This is a genomic window from Leifsonia xyli subsp. xyli str. CTCB07 (assembly GCF_000007665.1).
Lineage (GTDB): Bacteria > Actinomycetota > Actinomycetes > Actinomycetales > Microbacteriaceae > Leifsonia > Leifsonia xyli_C.
In genome coordinates, this window is the sequence record NC_006087.1 from 2,015,225 (window position 1) to 2,038,852 (window position 23,628).

General features: G+C 66.5%; 14 protein-coding genes and 4 pseudogenes. 2 read left to right on the top strand and 16 right to left on the bottom strand.

Going from position 1 to position 23,628, the window contains the following annotated elements; genetic code table 11:
• Positions 1 to 578 precede the first annotated feature (578 nt).
• From LXX_RS09640 to sucC, 14 genes and pseudogenes are all read right to left on the bottom strand, one after another.
• Positions 579 to 908, bottom strand: coding sequence for a hypothetical protein (locus tag LXX_RS09640; RefSeq protein WP_011186664.1), 330 nt, complete (start codon positions 906 to 908; stop codon positions 579 to 581).
• Positions 909 to 1,382: a hypothetical protein gene (locus LXX_RS09645; protein ID WP_011186665.1), complete on the bottom strand. Its 474-nt coding sequence runs from the start codon at positions 1,380 to 1,382 to the stop codon at positions 909 to 911. It lies immediately after the preceding gene.
• 186 nt (positions 1,383 to 1,568) lie between these two features.
• Positions 1,569 to 2,204, bottom strand: a pseudogene (locus LXX_RS16875) (SdpA family antimicrobial peptide system protein).
• Between the two features lie 39 nt (positions 2,205 to 2,243).
• On the bottom strand, positions 2,244 to 2,981 hold the full coding sequence (locus LXX_RS14430; protein ID WP_141692747.1) for a hypothetical protein: 738 nt from the start codon (positions 2,979 to 2,981) through the stop codon (positions 2,244 to 2,246).
• A 356-nt stretch (positions 2,982 to 3,337) separates the two neighbouring features.
• Positions 3,338 to 5,143, bottom strand: coding sequence for an ABC transporter ATP-binding protein (locus LXX_RS09650; RefSeq protein WP_011186666.1), 1,806 nt, complete (start codon positions 5,141 to 5,143; stop codon positions 3,338 to 3,340).
• Positions 5,140 to 6,924: pseudogene (locus LXX_RS09655) on the bottom strand (ABC transporter ATP-binding protein). Before LXX_RS09655 ends, LXX_RS09650 begins: the two are co-directional and overlap by 4 nt.
• 386 nt (positions 6,925 to 7,310) lie before the next feature.
• Positions 7,311 to 8,531, bottom strand: coding sequence for a dimethylargininase (gene ddaH, locus LXX_RS16385; protein WP_041767708.1), 1,221 nt, complete (start codon positions 8,529 to 8,531; stop codon positions 7,311 to 7,313).
• A 150-nt stretch (positions 8,532 to 8,681) separates the two neighbouring features.
• Positions 8,682 to 10,262 carry a bifunctional phosphoribosylaminoimidazolecarboxamide formyltransferase/IMP cyclohydrolase gene (gene purH / locus LXX_RS09665; protein WP_011186668.1) on the bottom strand — a complete coding sequence of 527 codons (1,581 nt, stop codon included), beginning with the start codon at positions 10,260 to 10,262 and terminating at the stop codon, positions 8,682 to 8,684.
• Positions 10,259 to 10,852, bottom strand: coding sequence for a phosphoribosylglycinamide formyltransferase (gene purN, locus LXX_RS09670; RefSeq protein ID WP_011186669.1), 594 nt, complete (start codon positions 10,850 to 10,852; stop codon positions 10,259 to 10,261). The genes purH and purN overlap by 4 nt, the downstream gene beginning before the upstream one ends.
• A gap of 41 nt (positions 10,853 to 10,893) precedes the next feature.
• Positions 10,894 to 12,213 (bottom strand): threonine/serine exporter family protein, encoded by a 1,320-nt coding sequence (locus LXX_RS09675; protein ID WP_011186670.1) that lies wholly within the window; start codon positions 12,211 to 12,213, stop codon positions 10,894 to 10,896.
• Positions 12,210 to 13,550 (bottom strand): cell division protein PerM, encoded by a 1,341-nt coding sequence (locus LXX_RS09680; protein ID WP_041768447.1) that lies wholly within the window; start codon positions 13,548 to 13,550, stop codon positions 12,210 to 12,212. Before LXX_RS09680 ends, LXX_RS09675 begins: the two co-directional genes overlap by 4 nt.
• A gap of 66 nt (positions 13,551 to 13,616) precedes the next feature.
• On the bottom strand, positions 13,617 to 14,816 hold the full coding sequence (locus LXX_RS09685) for a hypothetical protein (protein ID WP_011186671.1): 1,200 nt from the start codon (positions 14,814 to 14,816) through the stop codon (positions 13,617 to 13,619).
• A 106-nt stretch (positions 14,817 to 14,922) separates the two neighbouring features.
• Entirely contained in the window at positions 14,923 to 15,810 is an 888-nt protein-coding gene (gene sucD, locus LXX_RS09690; protein ID WP_011186672.1) for a succinate--CoA ligase subunit alpha, read from the bottom strand.
• A 26-nt stretch (positions 15,811 to 15,836) separates the two neighbouring features.
• On the bottom strand, positions 15,837 to 17,000 hold the full coding sequence (gene sucC / locus LXX_RS09695; protein ID WP_011186673.1) for an ADP-forming succinate--CoA ligase subunit beta: 1,164 nt from the start codon (positions 16,998 to 17,000) through the stop codon (positions 15,837 to 15,839).
• A 235-nt stretch (positions 17,001 to 17,235) separates the two neighbouring features.
• On the opposite strand from sucC, the gene LXX_RS09700 reads away from it, so the two are divergent.
• Positions 17,236 to 18,699 (top strand): hypothetical protein, encoded by a 1,464-nt coding sequence (locus LXX_RS09700; RefSeq protein ID WP_050737910.1) that lies wholly within the window; start codon positions 17,236 to 17,238, stop codon positions 18,697 to 18,699.
• A gap of 87 nt (positions 18,700 to 18,786) precedes the next feature.
• A pseudogene (locus tag LXX_RS15815) lies at positions 18,787 to 19,824 on the top strand (oxygenase MpaB family protein).
• Between the two features lie 61 nt (positions 19,825 to 19,885).
• Here the strand turns inward: LXX_RS15815 and LXX_RS09710 are convergent.
• Positions 19,886 to 22,492: an ATP-dependent helicase gene (locus tag LXX_RS09710; protein ID WP_041767709.1), complete on the bottom strand. Its 2,607-nt coding sequence runs from the start codon at positions 22,490 to 22,492 to the stop codon at positions 19,886 to 19,888.
• A 58-nt stretch (positions 22,493 to 22,550) separates the two neighbouring features.
• A pseudogene (locus LXX_RS09715) lies at positions 22,551 to 23,613 on the bottom strand (glycerophosphodiester phosphodiesterase family protein).
• Between the last annotated feature and the right edge of the window lie 15 nt (positions 23,614 to 23,628).

Here is a 23,628-nt window from a genome sequence, read left to right on the forward strand (position 1 = left end):
GCACCCCCTGCCTGGACAACTAAACTCTATTCTCACCGCGAACGTAGATTTCGTGTCTCATGAAGGGGAGTCCTGTTGTTCGTTTGAAGGCGCTGCAAGCACGTTAAGTAGCTCCTGTACGTGCTCTGAGCCTCGGGGGAAGGCGACGAGGAACGTCCTTCCGCGTGTGTCGTGGAGACGTAGGGCTTGCGACCCGCCCGCCGAATAGAGGCGACCGAACTTTTTCTTCGCTGACCATTTAATTCCCCAGCCGTTGTAATCCTTATACGCATCGATCTCTACAATGCGTATGTCCTGAACGTCGAGTCGAGACAGTCGCGTCGCCCAGAGAGGTGCGAAACCGATCGACACATGCGTCTCCGTAACAGAAATGAATACTGATGCCCGAAAAGACACGACCGCGAGAACCAAACAAGCCCCCGCTGCGGAGAACAACGGAACGACGAGATTAGGGTCGCTTGCTATTCCAGTAGCAAGTGCCAGCAACGAAAAAAGGAACGGTGATAAGAACAGAAGTGCCACACCGATCCGAGCAGCCATAGGCGCGAATACCCGGAACTTAGATTTCTCAGAAGACTTCACGAACTCATACCCTTTCGATGGAACCACATTGTTGTTTCTGGGAACTCATTCGACTCATGCGGACGCAGAAGAAGAATCAGGTCGGCGGCTACCATGATGAGTGAAAAGCTCCACAACCCCATCGCAGCCGCGATGAGCAGATGAAATAGTACCGCGATTGCAAGGAAAGTCATGCGTATGTGGTGCGTAAAAAATACGGCGAACACGAGCACTATTTGCAACAACAAGGTTCCATAATTCAAAGCAATAGAAATCGGGAGATGCTGTAAAAAGGCACGCACCATTTCACCAGCGAAGCCAGGCGGGCTGAACGTGGGATTCTGCATTCAATACCAGAGCGCCGTACCGTCACTCCATTCCAACACTGAAAACTTTGCAACGCTTGCCTGAAAATAGACCCCCATCATTTGGAGTGTCCACAGCAAGAGAACGCCGTATGCGATATAGCAGACCCAGGCAGATCTGTTTTTGTACGAATCGTCACGTTTCCAATTCCACATTCGACGGTCCATGACCGTTAGAGGGATAAGTAAAAGTGTCAGGTTCGCAGCGAGGTGGTCACCCCCATCGACCGCGGTGCTAGTGAGCATGAAGCTCCAGGTTAAGTACCAGTGGGGTATGGCGGTTACTGCTGGCAGAATGCCCGACATCACAAAGACCAGCACGATGATACTCATCCAATAGGAGACACCCAGAATTCCAGCACCTGAGGCGATACAGAAGAGTGAGTATGAAGACAAGCTGGAGGTGCAATTGACGCCGGAAGGGAAAGCCTCACTTCGGAAGAACAGTTGCTCCATTGGGGTGGCTATTAGCGTCAGAAGTAACGCAAGCGCGATCGTTGACCGAGCGAGGCCCAAAACTGGGGTGAATGGCGAGTATCTTGCTACATACTTATCGAGTTTTGAGACACTGACACTGAGCACAGTAGAGGGTTTGGAATTGATTTGTGACGACGTTATTGCGACAGGGTGGTGGTTCTTTGCTCAGTCATGGGAACCCCCGGGCGTGGTGCAAGCGACGTTGGCTACGATCGCTTCCTGTTTAGGTTTAAAGTCCAACCCAGCAAAGTCCAACGGTAATGGTTCTTGCCGGATCAGGAGTACACGAACACATAATATTTGGTCGTAAATCGATGTAGACCACGATTGCCAACCTTTAACTTTTGAAGCAAGCGCTGCGCAATAGTTTGTTGTCTTTCCAGTGCATTCGACCCATAGTGCGTCAAGTTTCGCACCTGCTGTAACCTGTGACAGGTCGTACTCATCGAGGCGTGATTCTCTATTGAGACCGAAAACATTTCGGAGTTGCGCGTTGGGTCCGCGCGACTAATGCTCCCAGGTTTCCGAATCACGGGAAAGATATGTCAAGACGAACGGCTCTCTTGGGTCCTTAGTAAAGAACCCCCAGCCTTGTGGCGTGATGCTTGTTACGGCTTTGCTAACCGAGTCGCCCGCTCCGGTGAAGTGTACAATCACGGGCAGCGAACTTAGGACAATAGTACCTAGGACAAGAGACAAAAGAACGATGACTGTTGTGCGCGCGTAGCCAGCTTGACTACTCCACTTGGTTCTTGTCGTATTTTCTTGATCTACCATGTCAGCACCTTCGCATCCGGTCATCGAGATTGAATGTAGTTCCTGCCCCGTACTACGTGAGAGCTATTCAGGAAGAGCTGCCGACACCCGCGTAAGGTGTGCAATGAACTTCTCCTGGAGAACGCGCTCGTTACCTTCGGTAGGGGCGGACCGCCCGCACCATGTCCAAGCGCCGCACCATAAGGCAGCGGCGACAACAACCGCGGTTGCTGCCGTAATTGCCGCTGCGTTTTGTACGATCACTCCAGCATATACGGCAACCGCAACTGCTGCCGCGCAAGCCGCGACGACGCCACACATGGGCACAACTGCCACGCCGCCATAGTTTTGGACTGCGGAGGCCAGTTCTTCCTCTGTGTACGTTTCTTTGATGTAGTCGTTGAACGATTGTCCGAGTTGCTCAAGCCCAGCAGTGACCGTGTTCACCGAACCGGATCTGATTTTCTCAACAGCCGCATCTGCCTCCGGCTCTTTTACCTCCAGGAATGCATCCCGCGCCGACTGAAGGTTCGCCTCAACAATCGCAAGATCATCTGGAGATGAGAACAGGGCCGAAACAGAGTTTCCAAGACTGTCAGCCACAGGTCCCATTCCGAAAAGCACACCGTCGATGATCTGAACATCCACAGCAGTCATTAATGAGGACCCCGCACTCGTTGAATCCATGGCAACAGTGCTCTGCTCAACCGCTGATGCTGGGCTTGCTACAGAAGTCAACACGAGCGCAAGTATTGAGACGGCCGCAAGGATCTCTCCCTTTTTGCGCACCCTCGGTGAGCCGCGTGTTTTGATATTTCTCATTTTTCAGTTCCTTTCACTCTTCATTGATAGAAAAAACTAGATAGATCACATAATACACAACTTGTGAATTTAAAGTTGTAAATTTTACCCATTCGAGACGAGTGGATTCGTCAGCAGACACCCGTCACCAGCAACTGAGTCTTACTCTCAGGCTGGAGCGTCGAATCCCGCGGACCAGTAAACTGGGGTAATGCGCAAGCACACGATCATAGGTGAGTGTGTTTGCCCGACCCCGGCTATGCGAGCGTGCCGTGCTCGGCCGCTCCGCTCGTTGTGACCGTGAACCGCTGAGTCAGCCACACGAGAAGGGCGCTGGAGGAGACGAGGTCCCCTCCAGCGCCCTTCTTCCGCTCAGCTCACACCAGCGAGTCACGCCAGGCCGCGTGCAGCTGCGCAAACCGGCCGGCTCCGGCGATGAGGTCGCCCGGGGCGCCGTCCTCGACCACACGGCCGTGCTCCATCACGAGCACCCGGTCCGCGATCGCGACCGTCGAGAGACGATGCGCGATGATCACCGCGGTGCGATCGGCGAGCAGCGTCTGCAACGCCTCCTGCACCAAACGCTCGCTCGGAATGTCGAGCGAGCTGGTCGCCTCGTCCAGGATGAGCACCGCCGGGTTCGCGAGGAAGGCCCGCGCGAACGAGATCAGCTGCCGCTGACCCGCCGAAACCCGGCCGCCGCGCTTGTTCACGTCGGTGTCGTAGCCGTTCGGCAGACCCTGGACGAACTCGTGCGCGCCGACCGCCGTCGCCGCCTCGATCACCTGCTGGCGGGTCGCATCCGACATCCCAAGCGCGATATTGTCCGCGCCCGAGCCGCTGAACAGGTACGCCTCCTGGGTAACCATGACGACCGCACGGCGCAGATCCTTCGGGTGCAGACTCAGCAGATCGACGCCGTCCAGGCGGACGGCGCCCGCACTCGGATCGTAGAACCGGGAGATGAGCTTGGCCAGCGTCGATTTTCCCGCCCCCGTCGAGCCAACGAGCGCCACGGTCTGCCCCGCGGGGATGTCCAGGCTGAACTCGGGCAGGATGACCCGGTCTTCCGTGTAAGCGAACGTCACCTCCTCGAAGGCCACCCGCCCCTCCGCCGTCCACAGATCCACCGGTTTCACCGGGTCCAGGACGCTCGGCTCCTCTTCCAGGACGCCCGAGATCTTCTCGAGTGCGGCCGCAGCCGACTGGTAGGAGTTGTAGAACATCGCCATCTCCTCCATCAGGTCGAAGAACCGGCGGGTGTACAGCAGCGCCGCGAGCAGCACGCCGATCGCGAGCTGGCCGTCCGCCACCCGGAAACCGCCGACCAGGAGGACGACACCGACCGTCACATTGCCGATCATCACCAGTCCCGGATCGAAGACTCCGAACAGCTGGATGACGCGGGCGTTCACATCCCGGTACTCCTCGACCAGACCACCGAACTCCTTCTCGTTGCGCTTCTCCTTGCGGAACGCTTTGACCGCGCGGATGCCGGTCATGGTCTCCACGAACTGCACGATCAGCCTCGCCGAGGCCACCCGCGAGATGCGGAACAGCACCTGCGAGCGCTTCTGGAACCAGCGCGTGAGCAGGTACAGCGGCACCAGCGAGCAGAACAGCACCGCTCCGCTCACCCCGTCCAGAGAGAACAGCATGATGGCGATGAACAGCATGTAGAGGAAGCCCTGCACCAGCTGGTTGATGCCGGAGTCCAGCAGTTCGCGGATCGAGTCCAGGTCGCTCGTCTGCCGCGAGATGATGCGGCCGGAGGTGTACGACTCGTGGAACTCGAGCGAGAGCCTCTGCGTGTGCAGGAACACCCGTTTGCGCAAGTCGATCAGGATGGCCTGGCTGATCCGGGCGCTCAGCACCGTGTACCACGCGATCAGCACAGCGCCGATGACGCCGGTGAACAGGTACGCGGCGCCGACCGCGGCCAGCGGGAACCAGTCCTGCTTCAGCAGCGCGGGCAGCCCGTTTTCGATGCCGAACGCGATGATCGCGGGACCGGCGACCTGGGCGGCCGTGCTGACCACGACCACGGCCGCCGTCAGCGCCAGCCGCAGGCGCAGCAGCGATCCGAGCAGGCGCAGCGAGCGCCGGCGGATCTGCCGGCTCTCCTCCTTGGTGAGGTCATGGCGCTCTTCGCCCTCGACCCCCGTAACGGTCGTCGTGCTCACGGGTTCGCCTCCTTCCGAAGCCCCTCGTTCCGTTCGTCCTCGAGACTCGAGAGGACGAAACGATAGTGCTCATTGCCGGCGAGCAGGTCTTGGTGCTTGCCGACGGCGGTGATCTTCCCGTCCTCCAGCAGCGCGACCCGGTCGGCGAGCATCACTGTCGAGGGACGGTGCGCCACGATCAGAGCCGTCGTGGCGGCCAGCACCCGCCGGAGCGCAGCCTCGACCAGGGCTCGGTGTCCACATCCAGCGCGGACAGCGGATCGTCCAGCACGAGGACGCTGGGCTCGGCTGCCACCGCACGCGCGAGCGCGAGCCGCTGCCGCCGGAGAGGCTGAGCCCCTCCTCGCCGAGGCGCTCCGCCTCGGCGGAACGGAGGTCGAGCCCGTCGCGGCCGAGCAGCACGTTCTCACGCACAGACGCCGAGAACAGCGTCGCGTCCTCGAAGGCCATCGCGATGGCCCTCCGCAGATCGTAGCGGGTGAGGTCGCGCACATCCACACCGTCCACCCTCACCGCGCCGCCGGTCACGTCGTACAGGCGAGTGGTCAGCGCGGTCAGCGTCGACTTGCCGCTTCCGGTCAGACCGACCAGCGCCATCGTCTCCCCCGGTTCCAGCCGCAGGTCGACGCCGTCGAGCAGGTCGGGGAACCGTTCGGGCGAGTCCTGGTAGCGGAAGTAGACCCCCTCGAAGACGAGTTCGCCCTTCGGGGCCGCGATCCGCTTCGGCTCGGCCGGGTCTGTGATCGCGTTGGCCTGGTCCATGACTTCGAAGAACCGGTCGGCCGCCGTGCGGGTGTCGAAGGTCATCGAGAGCAGGAAGCCGATGGACTCGATCGGGAACCGCAGTACGGTCGCCGTGGCGAAGAACGCCACCAGTTCGCCGACCGACAGCTGCCCTTGGGCCGCGAGCCAGACGCCGGCGACGAGGCAGAGCCCGAACGCCAGATCCGGGATCAGCAGCAGCCACAGCCAGATGCCGGCGATGGCTTTCGCCTTCTCGATCTCGGTGCCGCGGAGCTCCTCGGCCTGCGACGCGAACTTCTTCAGCGCGTGCTTGCCGCGGCCGAACGCCTTCAGAACCCGGATGCCGTGTACCGACTCCTCCACCGCGGTGGCCAGATCGCCAGCCTGGTCCTGGCTGCGCCGGGCAACGATCGAGTACCTCTTCTCGAACACGAACCCGTAGATCCAGAGCGGCACCGACAGCACAAGGAAAATCGTTCCGAGGATGGCATTCCAGCCGATCAGGATGGCGAAGCCGACCACGATCGTGACCACGTTCACCACCAGCAGCACGATCCCGAAGGACAGCCAGCGGCAAATCAGGCCGAGGTCGCTGACCGCGCGCGACAGCAGCTAGCCGCTCGGCCAGCGGTCGTGGAAGGCGACAGGCAGATCCTGGAGCTTCTCGTACAGGGCGTTGCGCATCCGCGCCTCGACGTGCGTGCCCGGTGTGAGCACGAACCAGCGCCGAAGCGCGATGAAGACCGCTTCAGCCGCGCCCAGCCCGACGACGAGCAGCGCCGCAGGCCACACCGCACTGGGATCGCCCGTGGCGAGCGGACCGTCCACCAGCCAGCGCGCAGTACCTGGGGGATGCTCAGCGCGACCAGGCTCGCCAGCAGCGCCGCGGCCATTCCGAGCAGGATGCGCGGAGCGGCCGACTTCGCGAACGGCAGGATGCGCAACAGCGTCCGGACCGTCCCCGTGCGTTTGGCTCTCGTCTCTTCTTCTTGTTTGTCCTTTTGCGGAGGGTGCTGAGGTGCTTCAGCGATAGACATGGGTTCCGTTCTCTGTGTCGTTCTTCTTCGATGCTTCTCCTCGGCGGGTCGGAGCCGACCCGCCGAGGGCGCGCTGAAAGGTCATTGAAAGAGGCGTTCGCGTGACCGTGTGGCCGAGCGGAGACCCCGGAATGGGCGTACCCGGACGGCGCGCCTGCCAGAGTCACCCGGAAGCGCGAGACCTCCTGGGACTTACCGGGCGGGGCCCGGCTCCGGGGACGCGGCGACGACGAGCCCGTACACGGTCACGATTCGTGTGTTCCCGTCGTTGTCATGGCGTCCTCCCACAGCGAATGCGTCTTCCGATTGCTGCGGCAAGACAGCTTTACATACTATGGCCAGATCGGCATTCGGCGCAAGAAGAAAAGGTGGATCAGCCGGGCAGGTCAGCGAAGCCGGACGGAGAGGCAGGTCACGCCCCCCTCGCGCTTCTCGAACTCGGAGATGTCCACGGTGACGACCCGGTAGCCGAGGTCCTGGATCAGCGCCACCGACTGCGGGGCGCTGGCGGACATCAGCACGGTCACCTCATCCAAGATCACGACAGCCGTGCCGTGTGCCTCCGGAACGGGGAGGAAACGCTCGAAGAAACGGACATCGTCCACGATGGGCTCATACCCGATCACGGTGCCATCGGGCAGCGCGGTGACGGCGGTCTTCAGGTGCAGGGCTTTGGTCACCGGAACCGCGACCACCGTGTAGCCGAGCGGCGTCACGAGGGCGCGCAGCTGGCGGATGCCCTCAGCATTGGTTCGGCCGCTGCGGCCAACGTACACCGTGTCGCCAATCGTCAGGACATCGCCGCCGTCGAGCGTGCCCGGTTCCTCGATGCCCTCCAGGCGCAGGCCCTGGGCGCGCAGCGCCGCCTCCGTGCCCGCGACCTCCGGCTTGCGCTCGTCGGCGCCGGGACACGAGAGGACGGCGACATCGCCGAAGACGACGGCGGTGTCCTCGACGAACACTGAGTCCGCGAGATCGTCGGCGCTGGCGACCTCGACCGTCTGCCAGCCCTCCCCCGCGAGAGCGGCGACGTAGGCGTCCCACTGCTCATCGGCTTTGGCGGTGTCGACCGTTTCGCGCTCGAGGTGGGTGACCAGGCCGTCCTCGAGGGTGGCGGCGGGGATGCGGACCAGCGCGACCTTGCGGCCGGACCCGAAGCGGGCGCTGCCCGACACGAAGCGGAACAGCCAGCGGCCGAACGTGGGGGTCAGCACGGCGATCCCGACGATGTAGAGCAGGTTGATCCCGAGCAGCGTGCCCAGCACCGCAACCAGGAGGTCGCCGCCGAACGGGGAGCCGGCCGCGGTCGCCGTCGCCAGCGTGCCGGCCGCCGGAGCGAGGAAGCCGGCGAGCGCGCCGGCGATGAGCGCGGTCCACCACCGATCGAACGCACCGCCCGAACCTGCGGCGAAGAGCAGGGCGAAAGCGAGCACACTCGTGAAGGAGAAGTAGTTGCTGACCGCGATGATGAGCGCACCCGTAGGAGCCGTCGACCCGGCGATGCTGCCGACATAGAACGCGGCGATCATGGCCGCATGAACGACCAGGGCCACCGTCAAGGCGGCGATCAAGGATGCGACAAGCCGGCGGCCCCACGAAGAAGTCATAGACGTAACCTATCGGACAGCTGCTATGCAATTGCTGGCATTGACTCGCTGGGGGTCAGCCAGACCTGCGCGTTCCCCTCCACGGCGGTGAGAGTGGCGATCCCCCACGAAATCCGTCCGGGTCCGGCCATAGGCCTTCCCGGACGGAGCTCAGTGGAAGAAATGCCGCTCACCGGTGAAGTACATGGTGACGCCGGCCGCCGTCGCGGAGGCGATCACCTCCTCGTCGCGGATGGAGCCGCCGGGCTGCACGATCGCCGCCACACCGGCGGCGATCAGGATCTCCGGACCGTCCGCGAACGGGAAGAAGGCGTCCGAGGCGGCAACCGCGCCCACAGCCCGCTCCGCTGCGCGGCTGACGGCGAGGGTACACGAGTCCACGCGGTTGACCTGGCCCATCCCGACGCCGACAGAGGCGCCGTCCTTGGCGAGCAGGATGGCGTTCGACTTCACAGCGCGGCACGCCTTCCAGGTGAACTCGAGGTCGGCGCGGGTGACGGCGTCCGCCTCGGCTCCGGCGACGAGAGTCCAGCCGGAGGAGTCGAACTCATCGAAGCGGTCGGTGTCCTGAACCAGAACGCCGCCCGAGATCTGCCGGAACTCGGTCAGCGACCGCGCGTAGCCGACCGGCAGTTCCAGGATGCGCAGGTTCTTCTTCGTCTTCAGCAGTTCGAGCGCCCCCGGCTCGTAGCCGGGCGCGATCAGCACCTCGGTGAAGATGCCCCTCACCGTCTCCGCCATCGCGAGGGTCACCGTCCGGTTCGCGGCGATCACACCGCCATAGGCGGAGACGGGGTCGCACTCGTGGGCCTTGCGGTGCGCTTCCGCGATGTCGCCGGCGACCGCGATGCCGCACGGGTTCGCGTGCTTGACGATCGCGACAGCCGGCTCGGCGAAGTCGTACGCGCTGCGGAGAGCGGCGTCGGCGTCCACATAGTTGTTGTACGACATCTCCTTGCCCCCGTGCTGCGACGCCTGCGCGATGCCGCAGCCAGCCGGGTCCGCGTAGAGGGCCGCTGCCTGGTGCGCGTTCTCGCCGTAGCGGAGCGGCTGCCCCCACTCGGCGCGGACCTCGAACCGTTCGGCGACAGCGGAGAGGTCCGGGGCCTCGCCCGCGAACCACGCGGCGACCGCCCCGTCGTAGGCGGCCGTGTGCGCGAACGCGCGCGCCGCCAGCTCGCGGCGCTGGCCCCAGGTGGTGCCGCCGGCGGCGACCGCGGCGGCGAGACCTGCGTAGTCGGCGGGCGAGACGACGATCGCGACGTTGGCGTGGTTCTTGGCGGACGCCCGCACCATCGCCGGCCCCCCGATGTCGATCTGCTCGACCACGTCGTCGTCCACCGCACCCGAAGCGACCGTCTCGACGAACGGGTACAGGTTCACAACGACGAGCTCGAACGGCTCGATGCCAAGATCCTTCAGCTGCTCCTCGTGCGAGGCGAGCCGCAGATCGGCCAGCAGGCCGGAGTGGATGGCCGGGTGCAGCGTCTTGACACGGCCGTCGAGCGACTCGGGGAAGCCGGTGACGCTCGCGACATCGGTGACCGTGTGCCCGGCCTCCCGGATGGTCTGGGCGGTCGACCCGGTCGACACGATCTCGACACCGGCGTCCGCCAGGGACGCCGCCAGGTCGAGCAGACCGGTCTTGTCGCTGACCGAGATCAGCGCGCGTCGGATCGGAACGACATCCCGTTCGCGGAAGAGGCTGGTGTCGTGGCGGGGGCCGTTCATGCTCGGGAAAGCTCCTTGAGGTCGAGGTGTCCGTTGGCGATGTCGAGCACAGCTCCGATGAGCAGCCGCCGCTCCACAGGTTTGATGCGCTCGTGCAGGCTGGCCTCGGTGTCCCCCGGCTCCACCGGCACGCGCTCCTGGCAGACGATCGGCCCGGCGTCCACTCCGTCGTCCACGACGATCAGGCTCGCGCCGGTCTGGGTCACACCCGCGGCCAGCGCGTCCCGCACCCCGTGGGCGCCGGGGAACTCGGGAAGGTAGGCCGGGTGGGTGTTGAGAAGGAAGGGCGAGAACGCCGCGACCACGCGCGGGGGCACCAGCCGCATGAAGCCGGAGAGGATGACGAGGTCCGGCTGCCACTGCTCGATCTGCGCGAGCAACGCGTCCCCCCATTCGACACGATCGTCGTACGACGTGAACGGCACCGTGAAACTCGGCACGCCGAACTCCTCCGCGTGTGCAAGGCCGTCCGCATCGCGGTCGGCGCCGACGGCGACCACGCGCGCGAGGAACTCGGCATCGGCCGCAGCCTCCAGCAGAGCGCGCAGGTTGGAGCCAGCGCCGGAGATCAGAACCACAATCGAAAGCACGCATCCAGCCTACCGGGGCGCGCAAAGGCGGCCCGACCGGCTCAGACCGGACGCAGCCCCCAGAACGCCGGCGTGAACGTGTAGATCTGGCGAAACAGCGCCGTCCCCACCAGCACGCCGAGAGCGATCGCCACAATGGAGCCCAGCACACTGGGGATGCTGCTCGGATCGAAGCCGACGCCGGCCGCGCTCTGAGCGAGCTGGATAAGCCCGGTCGCCCCGGGGACGAGCAGCCAGAACGAGGGCAGGAAGCACACGACCGCCGGGGGCGCGCCCGGCGCCGACTGGATCAGGTAGGCCAGGAGCGTGAGCGCGCAGGCGCCGAAGAACCCACTGAAAACCGTGCCCAGGAGCATCGCGCCGAGCATCTGTGCGCCGTAAACCGCCAGGAGCACGAACGTCAGAAAGAACAACGAGCGCCGCGGTCCGCAATAGTAGAGGTAGACGCCCAGAGAGAACAGGAGCACGCCGACCCACGGCTGGAACGGGGAGGGCGTGGGCGTTGTCGCGATCAGCGCTGCGCTCGCGGGGACACCAGTGATGGTCATCGCCGCCAGGATCCCGGTCGCGAGGAAACCGAGCTGGACGATCCCCGAGACCAGCCGGCTGGCGCCCGCGATCGTGTCCCCTGCCGCCAGCTCCCAGGCGCCGGTCGTGAGGACCGCGCCGGGCAGGAGCGTGACCAGCGGTGGGATGAGCGCCTGCAACGGCGCGCCGACGATCACAGTCTTCCCGAGCGAGAAGATCAGCAGCGCGAGCAGGAAGGCGGTGGCGACGGGAAACAGAATGGCGGCGTGGGTTTTGGGGCGCACCGCCAGTTTCACCACACCGACCAGCATCCCTAGCGCCAGGGCGTCCAGCATGGTGGGAACTTCGGCTCCGAGGAGCACGAGGGCGACCCCGGCAGCGGCGAACCCGTGCCCGAAAACACGGACAAGACCACGGAACCGCGGTTTCGCGACCTCGACCGCGTGCAGCACTTTGATGCCCTCGGTGGCGGTGATCGTCCCGGTGAGAGCCCGGTCCGCGACCGCGTAGACAGAGGAGGCGCGGTCGAAGCGCATCTCCTCGCCGGAAGGGACGGCGACCTCGAAGCGCGTCTGCTGCTTCCCCGGCATCCCGACGGCCATGAGCGTCGGGAACACGAAAATCGCGGCCTTCGGCGAGCCGAGGGCCGTGGCGACCCGTTTCAGCGTGTTCTGGATATCGGTCGAGGCCATTCCGATCGAGAGCAGCGCGCCGCCGAGCTGGACCAAGAACTCCTGCAACTGCACGGACGGGCTCTCCACAAGCTGTTCCACCTCGACCTGCCGCCGCTGGAACTCCGGCTTCAACCAGTGGCGACCCCGCCAGAATCTCATCTCCGCCTTCGTCCTCCCGCCAGCAAACCGATCACAGCAGCGACCGCGACCTCCGCCGCCGCGAGAGCTCCGACCAGCCACGGGTTCGGCCCCACCTCGTGCAGCCGACCAGGGCCGAGCGCACCAGAGGACCCCCACGCGAGCAGACCGAGCTCAACGCCGGAAACTATACCGATGCCGAGCGCGATGAGAAAGAGGGTAAACGCGCCGTCGGTGTCCACCCGGCGTGTGCCGCGGAGCAGCGCCCCCGCGAGGAAGCCCGCAAGCAGCGGCACCACGACCCCCACCAGCCCGAACGAGTACCCGTGAGCCGGGATCACCCCGAACAGCGGGAGCCCGGGCAGGGGCCCGAGATCGGTTCCGATCGGACTCACCGACGAACCGGTTCCGATCGCGAAGCCCGGACCGATGAGCCACGACGCCAGCCAGATCACAAGGTTCGGCAGCAAAGCCAGTTGCCCGACGGTGAGCGCGATTCCGCCCGCGACACCGGTCTGCAACTGCTCGTACAGGCTGATGATCGCACCGTAGTTGCCGAAGATGAGCAGCGTCAGGATGAGGGAGGCCAGCCCGATGACGATAGCGGCGGCGGCGGTCCCGGCGCGAAGAGCGCCGACAGCCGCCGTCCGAACAGGAGCCGGGACCGAGAGGGCGATCGCACGGACTCCGACTCGGGCGCTGAGAGCGGTGAGGAGGGCGACGGGGCTCGCCGATGCGCCGTCCCGTGCTTCCGCGGCCAGCGGTTCCGGCGCTGGCGCACCCGTCGTCGCACCACCCGGAGCGTCCGCGCTCGCAGCGTCGGCGCTCGCAGCGTCGGCCGCGCGCGGCGTGTACCCGGCTGCGAACGCGAACCCCGCAGCGATGCCCACCCCGTACACGAACGGCGGCAGCAGAGTCCCCTGCCACACCGACGGCTGCACCGGCGCGCTGCCTGCGGTCAGTGTCACGAGGACCGACACAGTCAGGAAGGCGGTGAGCGCACTCACCGCGCCCGTGAACCGGAACGGCGTCTCGGCGGCGCGCATCCCGGTCCGGACGCCGAGCCCGGCAGTGAGAGCGGCGAACCCCAGTAGGGCGATCGTCACCTGGAACGGCGTCGCCGCGCCCGGCAGCCCGAGCGTCGCAACGGTCTGGGTGTCGAGCGTCACAGTCAGGTTGACCCCGTGGCCGGTCAGCCAGACATCGACCGCCGCGCGCCACACGACCAGGAATTCGGAACCGAGATGATACTGGGCCGCCCAGAGGATCGTGAACGGCACGACGCAGATCCCGAGTCCGACCGCCGCGACGACAACCGCTTCCAGCGCGGCGAGCAGGGCGACGGTTGTGCGATTCATGACCGGATGGAGCCTACCGGCCACCGCCCGCGCCGCCCGCCCGACACTTCGGGGCTCAGGAGACGATCATCGCCGGCGTGTCCTCGCTCGCGTGCTCGGGCACGGTGCCCACCGGTCGCTGCACCAATTCCAGGATGGCGATGACGACCGCGGCGGCAACCAGTGTGCCGACGATGAGACCGGACGAGAGCGGCCGGACGAACAGCACGATCGCCGCCGCGGGACGGCGAACGGACCCGAATACCAGCCCACGAGCGCCGCGACCGCCGTGTCCTGCATCGTCGTCGTCACGGTGCCGTAGACCACCGTCGCCACCCCGGCCGGGATCAGCGAGGCCACGAAGACGATCCGGCCGATCCCGATCCCGGCGAGGATCGCGATCATCGCAATCGCCAGTGCCACCGACGCCCCGATGAGCGCGGCCTGGCGACGCCGGGCGACGATCACGCCGAGCGCGAGCAGTCCAAGCGACACCCAAGGCAGCCACGCGCCCGCTGCGACCGCAACCCCGTAGAACAGCTGGATGGTCGGGATGGAGGAGTTCTGCGCGATCGTGAGCGTCTCATCGATGGACGGTATCTGCGAGGCGAACGCTATGCCCCGATCCTCGAGCACCTGCTTCACCCGGTCGATGATCGGCGCGAGCTGGATGCCGACCGATCCGTCGGACCCCACGCTGATCGCCGCCTTCGGATCATTCTGCATCGTCGCGACGAGCTGGTCGTGCGAGGTCCGCAGCGCCTGTTCGAAGACCTGAGCGAATGCGTCCGACGACACGAAATTCCCGACTGTCGTCTGGATCAGCGACACCACCCCTGAGCGAGCGGCCCTTTTCAGCAGTTCCAGCGCTTTCGTGGCGGCCGGGTCTGTCCCCAGCTCGGTGATCCCGTCGACGACCTCGGAGGTAATGCCCGGGATATCGACATGGCTCTGGATGACCTTGACCGTCTCGGCCGTGATGTACTTCTGCACCGCGGGGTCGTCCGCCAGCGGCGCATAGACGGAGACGAAGCTGTCGGTGTCCGTCAGCTGCACCTTCGCCCACGCCGCCACCACAGCCACCGGGGCCAGAACGGCGCCGATTCCGATCAGCGCGACCGCCAGCAGCGTCCATCCCCACCCGCGCCGGTGCTTCCGCGGTGTTTCGGCCACCGCATCCGGCCGCGGCTCGATCGCGCTGCCATCCGCGCGGGCGCGGAGGGAGGCGTTCTCCGCTTCCAAAGCCGCGAGACGCTCCAGGAGGTCGGATTTCGTCAAACGTGTCATGGCGTCCCCTTCCGCGAGTGCGTTCACTGTATCGCCGCGGAGCGGACTGCCGAAGACACATTTCGTCGCTGTGGAGAAAGCGGACGGGCCGGTGGTCGTCGCGCGATTACAGCGCGGCGTACACCTCGCGCAGCAGCGACGCGGTCTCGGACGGGGTCTTGCCGACCTTCACACCCGCGGCCTCCAGCGCCTCCTTCTTCGCCTGCGCCGTGCCCGCAGAACCTGAGACGATCGCGCCCGCGTGGCCCATCGTCTTGCCTTCCGGCGCGGTGAACCCGGCGACATAGCCGACGACCGGCTTGGTCACATTGGCTTTGATGAAGTCGGCCGCCCGCTCCTCGGCATCGCCGCCGATTTCGCCGATCATGACGATCGCCCTGGTCTCGGGGTCCGCCTCGAACGCGGCGAGCGCGTCGATGTGGGTGGTCCCGATGATCGGGTCGCCGCCGATGCCGATGGCGGTCGAGAAGCCCAGGTCACGCAGCTCGTACATCATCTGGTACGTGAGCGTGCCCGACTTCGAGACCAGGCCGATCGGGCCCTTGCCGGTGATCGTCGCCGGGGTGATGCCGACCAGCGACTCGCCCGGGATGATGACACCGGGGCAGTTCGGGCCGATGATCCGGGTCTTGTTGCCCTTCTCCTTGGCGTAGGCCCACACCTCGGCGGCGTCCTGCACCGGGATGCCCTCGGTGATGACCACGAGCAGCGGGATCTCGGCGTCGATCGCCTCGACCATCGCGTCCTTCGCGAACGCCGGCGGCACGAAGACGATCGACACGTCCGCGCCAGTCTTCTCGATCGCTTCGACGACGGTGCCGAACACCGGGAGCTCGACATCGCCGTGGGTGACCGAGGTGCCCGCCTTACGGGCGTTCACGCCACCGACGACGGTGGTGCCGGCCTTCAGCATCAGCGCGGTGTGCTTGGTGCCCTCACCGCCGGTGATGCCCTGGACGATGACCTTGGAATCCTTGTTGAGGAAGATAGACATATCTCTGATTCGTCCTTACTCGGCGCTTACTTCGCGGCCAGCTCGGCGGCTTTGTCAGCGCCTTCGTCCATGGTGAGTGCGAGGGTGACCAGCGGGTGGTTCGCGTCGGTCAGGATGCGGCGGCCCTCCTCGACGTTGTTGCCGTCCAGGCGCACGACGAGCGGCTTGTTGGCGTCGCCGCCGAGAATCTCCAGCGCCTTGACGATGCCGTTCGCGACGGCGTCGCAAGCGGTGATGCCGCCGAAGACGTTCACGAACACGCTCTTGACCTGCGGATCGTTCAGAATGACGTCCAGCCCGGCCGCCATCACTTCGGCCGAAGCGCCGCCGCCGATGTCGAGGAAGTTCGCCGGTTTGACGCCCTTGTGCCTCTCACCCGCGTAGGCGACGACATCCAGCGTCGACATGACGAGGCCCGCGCCGTTGCCGATGATGCCGACCTGGCCGTCGAGCTTGACGTAGTTGAGGTCGGCCTCCTTGGCCTTGGCCTCCAGCGGGTCGGCCGCGGCCTTGTCCTCAAGCTCCTCGTGCTCCGGGTGACGGAATCCGGCGTTCTCGTCGAGCGTCACCTTGCCGTCGAGCGCGATCACCTCGCCCTCCTCGGTCAGGACCAGCGGGTTGACCTCGACCAGGGTCGCGTCCTCGCCCTTGTAGACGTCGTAGAGCTTGACGAAGACGTCGGCGACCTTCGAGACCAGCTCCTCCGGGAACCCGGCGGCCCTCGCGATCTCGGTGGCCTTCGTGGTGTCGACGCCCGCGATGGGGTCGACCCCGATGCGCGCGAGCGCCTCCGGCTTCTCGACCGCCAGCTGCTCGATCTCCATGCCGCCCTCGACGCTCGTGAGCGACAGGTAGGAGCGGTTGGCCCGGTCGAGGAGCACCGAGAAGTAGAACTCGCGGGCGATGCGAGCGCCACCGGAGACCATGACCCGGCGCACGACGTGCCCCTTGATGTCGAGACCCAGAATGGCCTTCGCGGCCTCCTCCGCCTCGTCGGGGTTCTTCGCGACCTTGACGCCGCCGACCTTTCCGCGGCCGCCAGTCTTCACCTGCGCCTTGACCACGTTCACCCCGCCGAGCTTCTCCGCGGCCGCACGGACCTCCTCGGGAGTGTCCGCGACGATGCCCGGAAGGACCGGGACCCCGTACTTCTCAAACAGGTCTCTGGCCTGGTATTCGTATAGATCCACGGTTATCCAATCCGCTGATTGTCCGGCGCGCTCGTGGCGCCGCCGGTCGATATCTCCTGGGCTTCCGGCGGGAGAATAGCTCGACGCCGAGATAAATTCGCCACTCAGAACTTTAGCGTGTCCGTCCGAGCTCCCCGAAACCCGATTCTTCCCACAGGCAGGCGCGTTTCGCGAGTTCTCCAGAGATCTCGTTCGATTCGGCCGCGACCTCTCCCCTCTGGCGAGTGTGGGAGCCATGACGAACCTCATACCACGCATCATCGCAGCACTCGCCTCTCTGTGCTCCGCGACGCTCCTCTGCGTCCTCCAAGTGGTCGCGCTGGCACCGCCGGCCCAGGCGCTCACCGGAATCGGCCACGGACCGGGATACCTCTCCGCGACGGGATGGTGGCTCGGCACCTACCGGCTCGACGACGGCGCACAAGGCTTCTGCCTCAACGCCGGGAAGCCCAGTCCGACCGGCCACCCGCTCGACTACGCAGACGGGTCCGCTCTCGGCTGGTTCACCCCCGAGCAGTCGGCCCGGCTCGCCTATCTCTCCCGGTCCTGGGCGGGAACCGGCGATCGGCTGACCGCGGGCGCCGGGCAGATCGCCACCTGGCTCGTCGCCGGGATGGGAGGCCACAGTGCCGAGCAGTTCGCCGCAAGAGCGGGCGCAGACGCGGACGCGGTGCTGGCACGGGCACACGCGATGGCGGAGGAGTCGGCGAGCCTCGCCTCGACGGACTTCCGCGCCGATGCGATCGTGGAGCTGGCGGAGACCGGGCCGGGCCGTGTGCGGGTCGAGCTGACGGTCGACCGGCTGAGTGGACCGGAAACCCTGCCGCCCGGAGCACACACCGCCCGTGTGGCGCTCGACGGAGCGACCTTCCTGAGCGGCGGAGCGACCGCCGACATCCCGACCGGGACAGACATCCCGATCGTCCCGTCCGGTTCCTCCGCGAGCGTCGCCATCGGCATGAGCGCGATGCTCGAAGCCCTGCCGTATGGCGACCGGCTGACGGTGGCGGTGCCCCGCGACGACGCCCAGGCTGTCCTCATCGCGGTCCCGGCCACCGCTTCCGCGAGCGCGAACGCGTCGGCTGTGGGCCCATCGCCGCTGCCGTTCCAGCCGATCGTCAGCACCGTGACCAGTTCGGCGACCGCAGCGCCCGGCGCGGCCATCAGGGACCGCCTGACCATCGGTGTCGCCGCCGGAGCGGGTCTCCTGCCCGGTTGGGGCGTCTGGATGTCCGAGGACGGGTTCGCTCCCATCACGGCGACGGTCGAGAGCACCCTCCACGGACCTTTCGCGGAACCGATCGCGCCGGGGCCCTCCGCCCCCGAGGACGCTCCGGCCGTCTGCACCGTCGAGACCGTCGTCACCGGCACGGGCGAGTACGAGACACCGGCCTGCGAGCTGCCGGCAGCGGGGTACTACGTGTGGACGGAGCGAATCGACGCCGCACGGACGCCCGCCGCCGAGGGCGGGGCACGGCTGCTCCCGTGGCAGAGCAAGTTCGGCGTCGCGAGCGAGGTGACGTTCGCGCCCGCGCCGCCGATCGTCGCGGCGCCCGAGCGCCCCGCCACCCTGGCGGCAACGGGCGGTCGGGTGGCGACAGCCGACCCGGCGATCGCGCTCGGACTGCTGGCGACCGGCCTGGGTGCGCTCGCTGTGGCGAGCGTCGTGCGACACCGGCGAACGCGGGGCCGCTCGTGACCGCCGCCCGGAACGCCTCACGCTGTCAGCGCCCGTGCGGCACGGAACTCCCCGCAAAAGCTCAGCCTGAACGAGGAGGATGTGCGGGTGCGCAGCAAGGATGGGGAAACCACGTTCGAGCAGATCCTGTCCGAAGCGCTCGCGCTCGCGCTCGCGGGCGGTGGGCGGGCGATCCTGCTGCAGATCGCTCATCCGGCCGTCGGGCGGGGAGTCGTGGAGCACAGCGACTTCGCGAGACGGGCGATGGACCGCTTCCACGGGACCATGATGTTCGTGTACACCGCGGCATTCGGAACACCGGAAGAGTACGCGGAGGTGCGCCGCCGGGTGAACCAGGCACATGAGCCGGTTCACGCACCAGCGAGCGAGGGCCAGCCCGCCTACAGCGCGTTCGACGTCTCCCTCCAGCTCTGGGTCGCCGCGACGCTCCACCACACGATGATCGACCTCCACGAGCGCGTTTTCGATCCGCTCGCCCCGGCGGAGCGGGAGCAGGTCTACCAGCGATTCCGCTCACGCGACCGGATGCTGCAGGCGCATCCCGGCGCGTGGCCGCAGGATTCAGCGGCCTTCGACGCGTATTGGGCGGAGTCGCTCGGCAGGCTCCAAGTGTCCGACGACGCCCGGGCCGTCGCACACCAGCTGCTCTCCCTGAGCGATGTCCCGGCCTAGTTGCGGCTGGCCCTGCCTGCCACACGTCTCTTGACGACAGGGCTGCTCCCGGCGGAGGTCCGCCAACAGTTCGGCCTGCCGTGGGACGCGCGTCGGGAGCGCCGCTTCCAGCGCCAGCTGCGGTGGATCGCGGTGGTCTACCCGCTCCTGCCCACCTGGCTCCGCCACCGCCCCCGCGACCTCTTCCTGCGGCGGTTGCGGGAGTCGATGGCGAGCGCGTCGAACTCGGGAGCCCGGCCCGGCCGGCAAACGGACCGGGTGCGCGGCGGCAGCACCGGGAGAACCGAGAGCGGCGAGAGCGCCGGCAGCGGCGACAAGACCGGCGCGATGAACGGCGACAGGAACGCCGGCGGCAAGGCGGTCGGCAGCCGCCCCGGCACAGACACACGACCTGGAACAGGCACCGGAACCAGCGGCTTGAACAGGAGCGGCTCCCCGAAGCCGGACCGCTAAGCCAGAGCCCCGGACACGGCGCGGAGACCGGCCTCACCCCTCCAGACCCGTCCAAACGACCTCACAGTTTGTCGATCGGGGCGATCTTGATGAGGAGTTTCTTCGCGCCCGCCTTCTCGAACTGGACGTGTGCGATGCGCTTCGCGCCCTCGCCGGTCACGGTCGTCACGCGGCCCTCGCCGAAGTCGGAGTGACGGATGCGATCGCCCGACGCAAGCTCAAGGTCGCCATTGTCGCGGACCTTGCCGGTGACCCGGTTCGGCCACTCCGCTTTCGGCCGCTCCGGGATGCCCGAACCGCCGACCGGGAAACTCTCGTTCCAGCGCCCGGCCGTGCCCCCGGAGCCGAGCCCCGGACAGCGCGCGTTGAGCGCACGCGACTGCGACCCGCCACGGCCGTTCGCCGCGCCAAGAGACTGCCGCCAGTCGATCAGATCGGAGGGGATCTCTTGCAGGTATCGACTCGGCATCGCCACGGCGGTCTCGCCGAACTGTGCGCGCGTCATCGCCAGCGACAAAAACAAGCGCTTCTTCGCACGGGTGATTCCCACGTAGAACAAGCGCCGCTCCTCCGCCGGGCCACCCGGCTCGTTCGCAGACATCCGGTGGGGAAGCAGATCCTCCTCGATTCCGGTGAGGAACACGGCATCGTATTCGAGGCCCTTGGCGGTGTGCAGCGTCATGAGCGAAACGGACCCGCTGGAGTCGTCGATCTCATCGGCGGCGGCGACGAGCGAGACCTCGGTGAGGAAGTCCACCAGCGTGCCGTCCGGGTTGTTCCGCGCGAACTCGCGCGTCACTGCCACCAGTTCCTCCACGTTCTCCGCACGCGCCTCATCCTGTGGATCACGGCTGTTGCGCAGCACCTCCAGATACCCGCTGCCGTCGAGCAGGAACATCAGGGTGTCCGCGACGGCCGCCGCGCCCGCTGGGTTCGCCGGGTCCGCCTTCGCGGTCGCCTCGTCCAGCAGGCCGGACAGCTGCACGATCGCGGCCGTGACCTTCGGACCGAGACCGAGGGAGCCCGCGTCGCGCATCGCGTCCCGGAAGGTGACACCGTTGTCGACGGCGTAGCTGGCGAGCTGCGTCTCCGTCGCGGGGCCGATACCGCGTTTCGGGGTGTTCAGGATGCGGCGGAGCGCGAGCATATCGGCCGGGTTGGCGACCGTGATGAGGTACGCCATCGCATCCTTGATCTCGGCGCGCTCGTAGAACTTGGTGCCACCCATCACCTTGTAGGGCAGGGCGGACCGGATGAAGATCTCCTCCAGCGCCCGGGTCTGCGCGTTCGTCCGGTAGAAGACGGCGATGTCCTTGTAGTCCATGCCGTCCGAGTGCAGTTTCTCGATCTCGTCCGCGACGAACTGCGCCTCGTCGTGGCCGGAGTAGCCGGTGTAGCCGACGATCTTCTCGCCGTCGCCGACCGCCGTCCAGAGCTTCTTGTCCTTGCGATCGAAGTTGTTGGCGATCACGGCGTTGGCCGCGCTCAGGATGTTCTGCGTCGATCGGTAGTTCTGTTCGAGCAGGACGACCTTCGCTCCCGGGAAGTCCCTCTCGAACTCCACGATATTGCGGATGTCCGCACCGCGGAAGGCGTAGATGGACTGGTCGGAGTCGCCGACGACGGTGAGCGACGCGCTCGGGACGACGCCCACGGCGTCGCGCAGCTTGCCGATGTTGCGGCCGTACGACTCCAGCTCGTCAGCGATGTCCGGAGCGATCGGCATGGTCAGCTCACGGATGAGCGCGTACTGCGCGTGATTCGTGTCCTGGTACTCGTCGACCAGGATGTGACGGAACCGCGACTGATAGAGCGCGGCGACCTTCGGGAACGCTCGGAAGAGGTACACCGTCTCGGCGATCAGATCATCGAAGTCGAACGCGTTCGCGCGGCGGAGCTCGCGGGTGTACTGACGGAAGATCTCGACGAACATGACCTCCTTCGGATCGCTCAGATTGGTCGAGCGCGCGAAGGCCTCGATGTCCGTCAACTCGTTCTTGAGCTTCGAGATGCGGCCGCCTGTCGCAGCGACCGTGAAGCCGAGCGTGTCCGCGTCCAGCTCCTTGACGATCCGCTTGAGCAGGGCTCGGCTGTCGCCCGAGTCGTAGATGGTGAAGCTCTGGGTCTTGCCGATGGTCTCGGCCTCGCGGCGCAGGATGCGCACGCACGCCGAGTGGAACGTGGAGATCCACATCCCCTGCGCTCGCCCGCCGAGCAGCTGCTCGACGCGCTCGCGCATCTCGTTCGCCGCTTTGTTGGTGAACGTGATCGCGAGGATCTCGCTCGGCCACGCCTCCCGGCTCTCGATCAGGCCGGCGATGCGCCGGGTGAGGACGCTCGTCTTGCCGGAACCCGCTCCCGCGACGATGAGCAGCGCCTGCCCGCGGTACTCCGCCGCGATGCGCTGCTGAGGGTTCAGCCCGTCGAACAGCCGCTGGCTCGCATTCCGCCAGTCTGCGCCCGGGGCCCCGTCCGCGCGGCCGCTGCGAGCGCCCCCGCTGTCGGAGCGCTGTCCGTCGCTTCCCAACGGTCCGGCGCTCGCGACACCCGCTGCGGCGGCCACCGCATCGGACGCACCGGTGTCGGCGGCGGTCCGGCGCTCGCCCTCCCACCCGTCCAGAATGATCGGAACGGTGGAGGGGGAAGGGACGTCGGGGAGGCTCGTCATATCGCTGACGATATTAGCCGTCTCCACCGTCATTCCCGCCGGGAGGCGTCGCTCCGGGTCACCGTCCGTCGCTAACGGCGACAGCGAGGTCGGGATGATCGGCGAAGACCCCGTCCACACCCGACCGCAACAGGACGGTGTACAGCCGTCGCCAGTCGCCCCACTCGTCGGCCCGGCCCGCGGAACGGTTCGGGCAGCATGCTGTTCTCCGGCCGCAGCGTCCAGCAGTAGACCGAGAGGTCCGCCAAGTGTGCGAGGTCGACCAGATCGGAGGTGACCGAGCCGATGTCGGTCCCGCCCTCGTCCTCCCCGAACAGCCCGAGAGAGACAGAACCGGCGCGGAGGATGAGCTCGGTGCCGACGCTGATCCCGTCGACCCGCTCGGCCGCGGCAGGAGCGCTGCTCAGCGCGTAGAGACCGCGCAGGGTGAGGTCGCTGGAATAGCCGGGCGCGTCCGTCCCCAGCGCCGCGACGCGATCGGCCGGAGCGCCGTCGGACTCGACGAGGTAGACCCGCTTGCCGCGGAAACCGCGCTCGTACAGCCGGGTCAGCACCGTGCGCTCGAAGCTCTCCACGATGAGCCCCGGATGCTCCGACCATCCGGCGGCGGCCAGCTCGGTGACGAGCAGCTCGTCCAGCGGGAGCCCGGCCGCCTCAAAATAAGTGGCGTGCTTGAGCTCGGCGACCATCCCGAGCTGACGCCCCGCGGCGACGGAGGCGCGGTCGATGAGGTCGAGCAGGTCGGCGAGCCGCAGCAGCGGATATCGGTCGTCGAAGGTCGCGCTCCCCTGCCGGAGCGACGGAATACGCTCACGCGACCGCAGTCCCGAGAGCTCCACCCAGGTGAAGTCCTCGGCGAACCAGCCGGTGAGCGGGACGCCATCGACCTCCTTGGTGGTCCGGCGTGCAGCGAACTCGGAATGCTCGGCGACGTTCGTGGTGCCCGAGAGCTCGTTCTCGTGCCGGAGGACCAGAACCCCGTCCCGCGTCGCGACGATATCGGGTTCGACCGCGTCCGCGCCCAGCTCGAAAGCCAGTTCGTAGGCGGCCGCGGTGTGCTCCGGCCGATACCCTGGCGCGCCGCGGTGGCCGATGACGAGGGGGCTCCGGTGGGCAGACATGTGGCGATCCTAGAC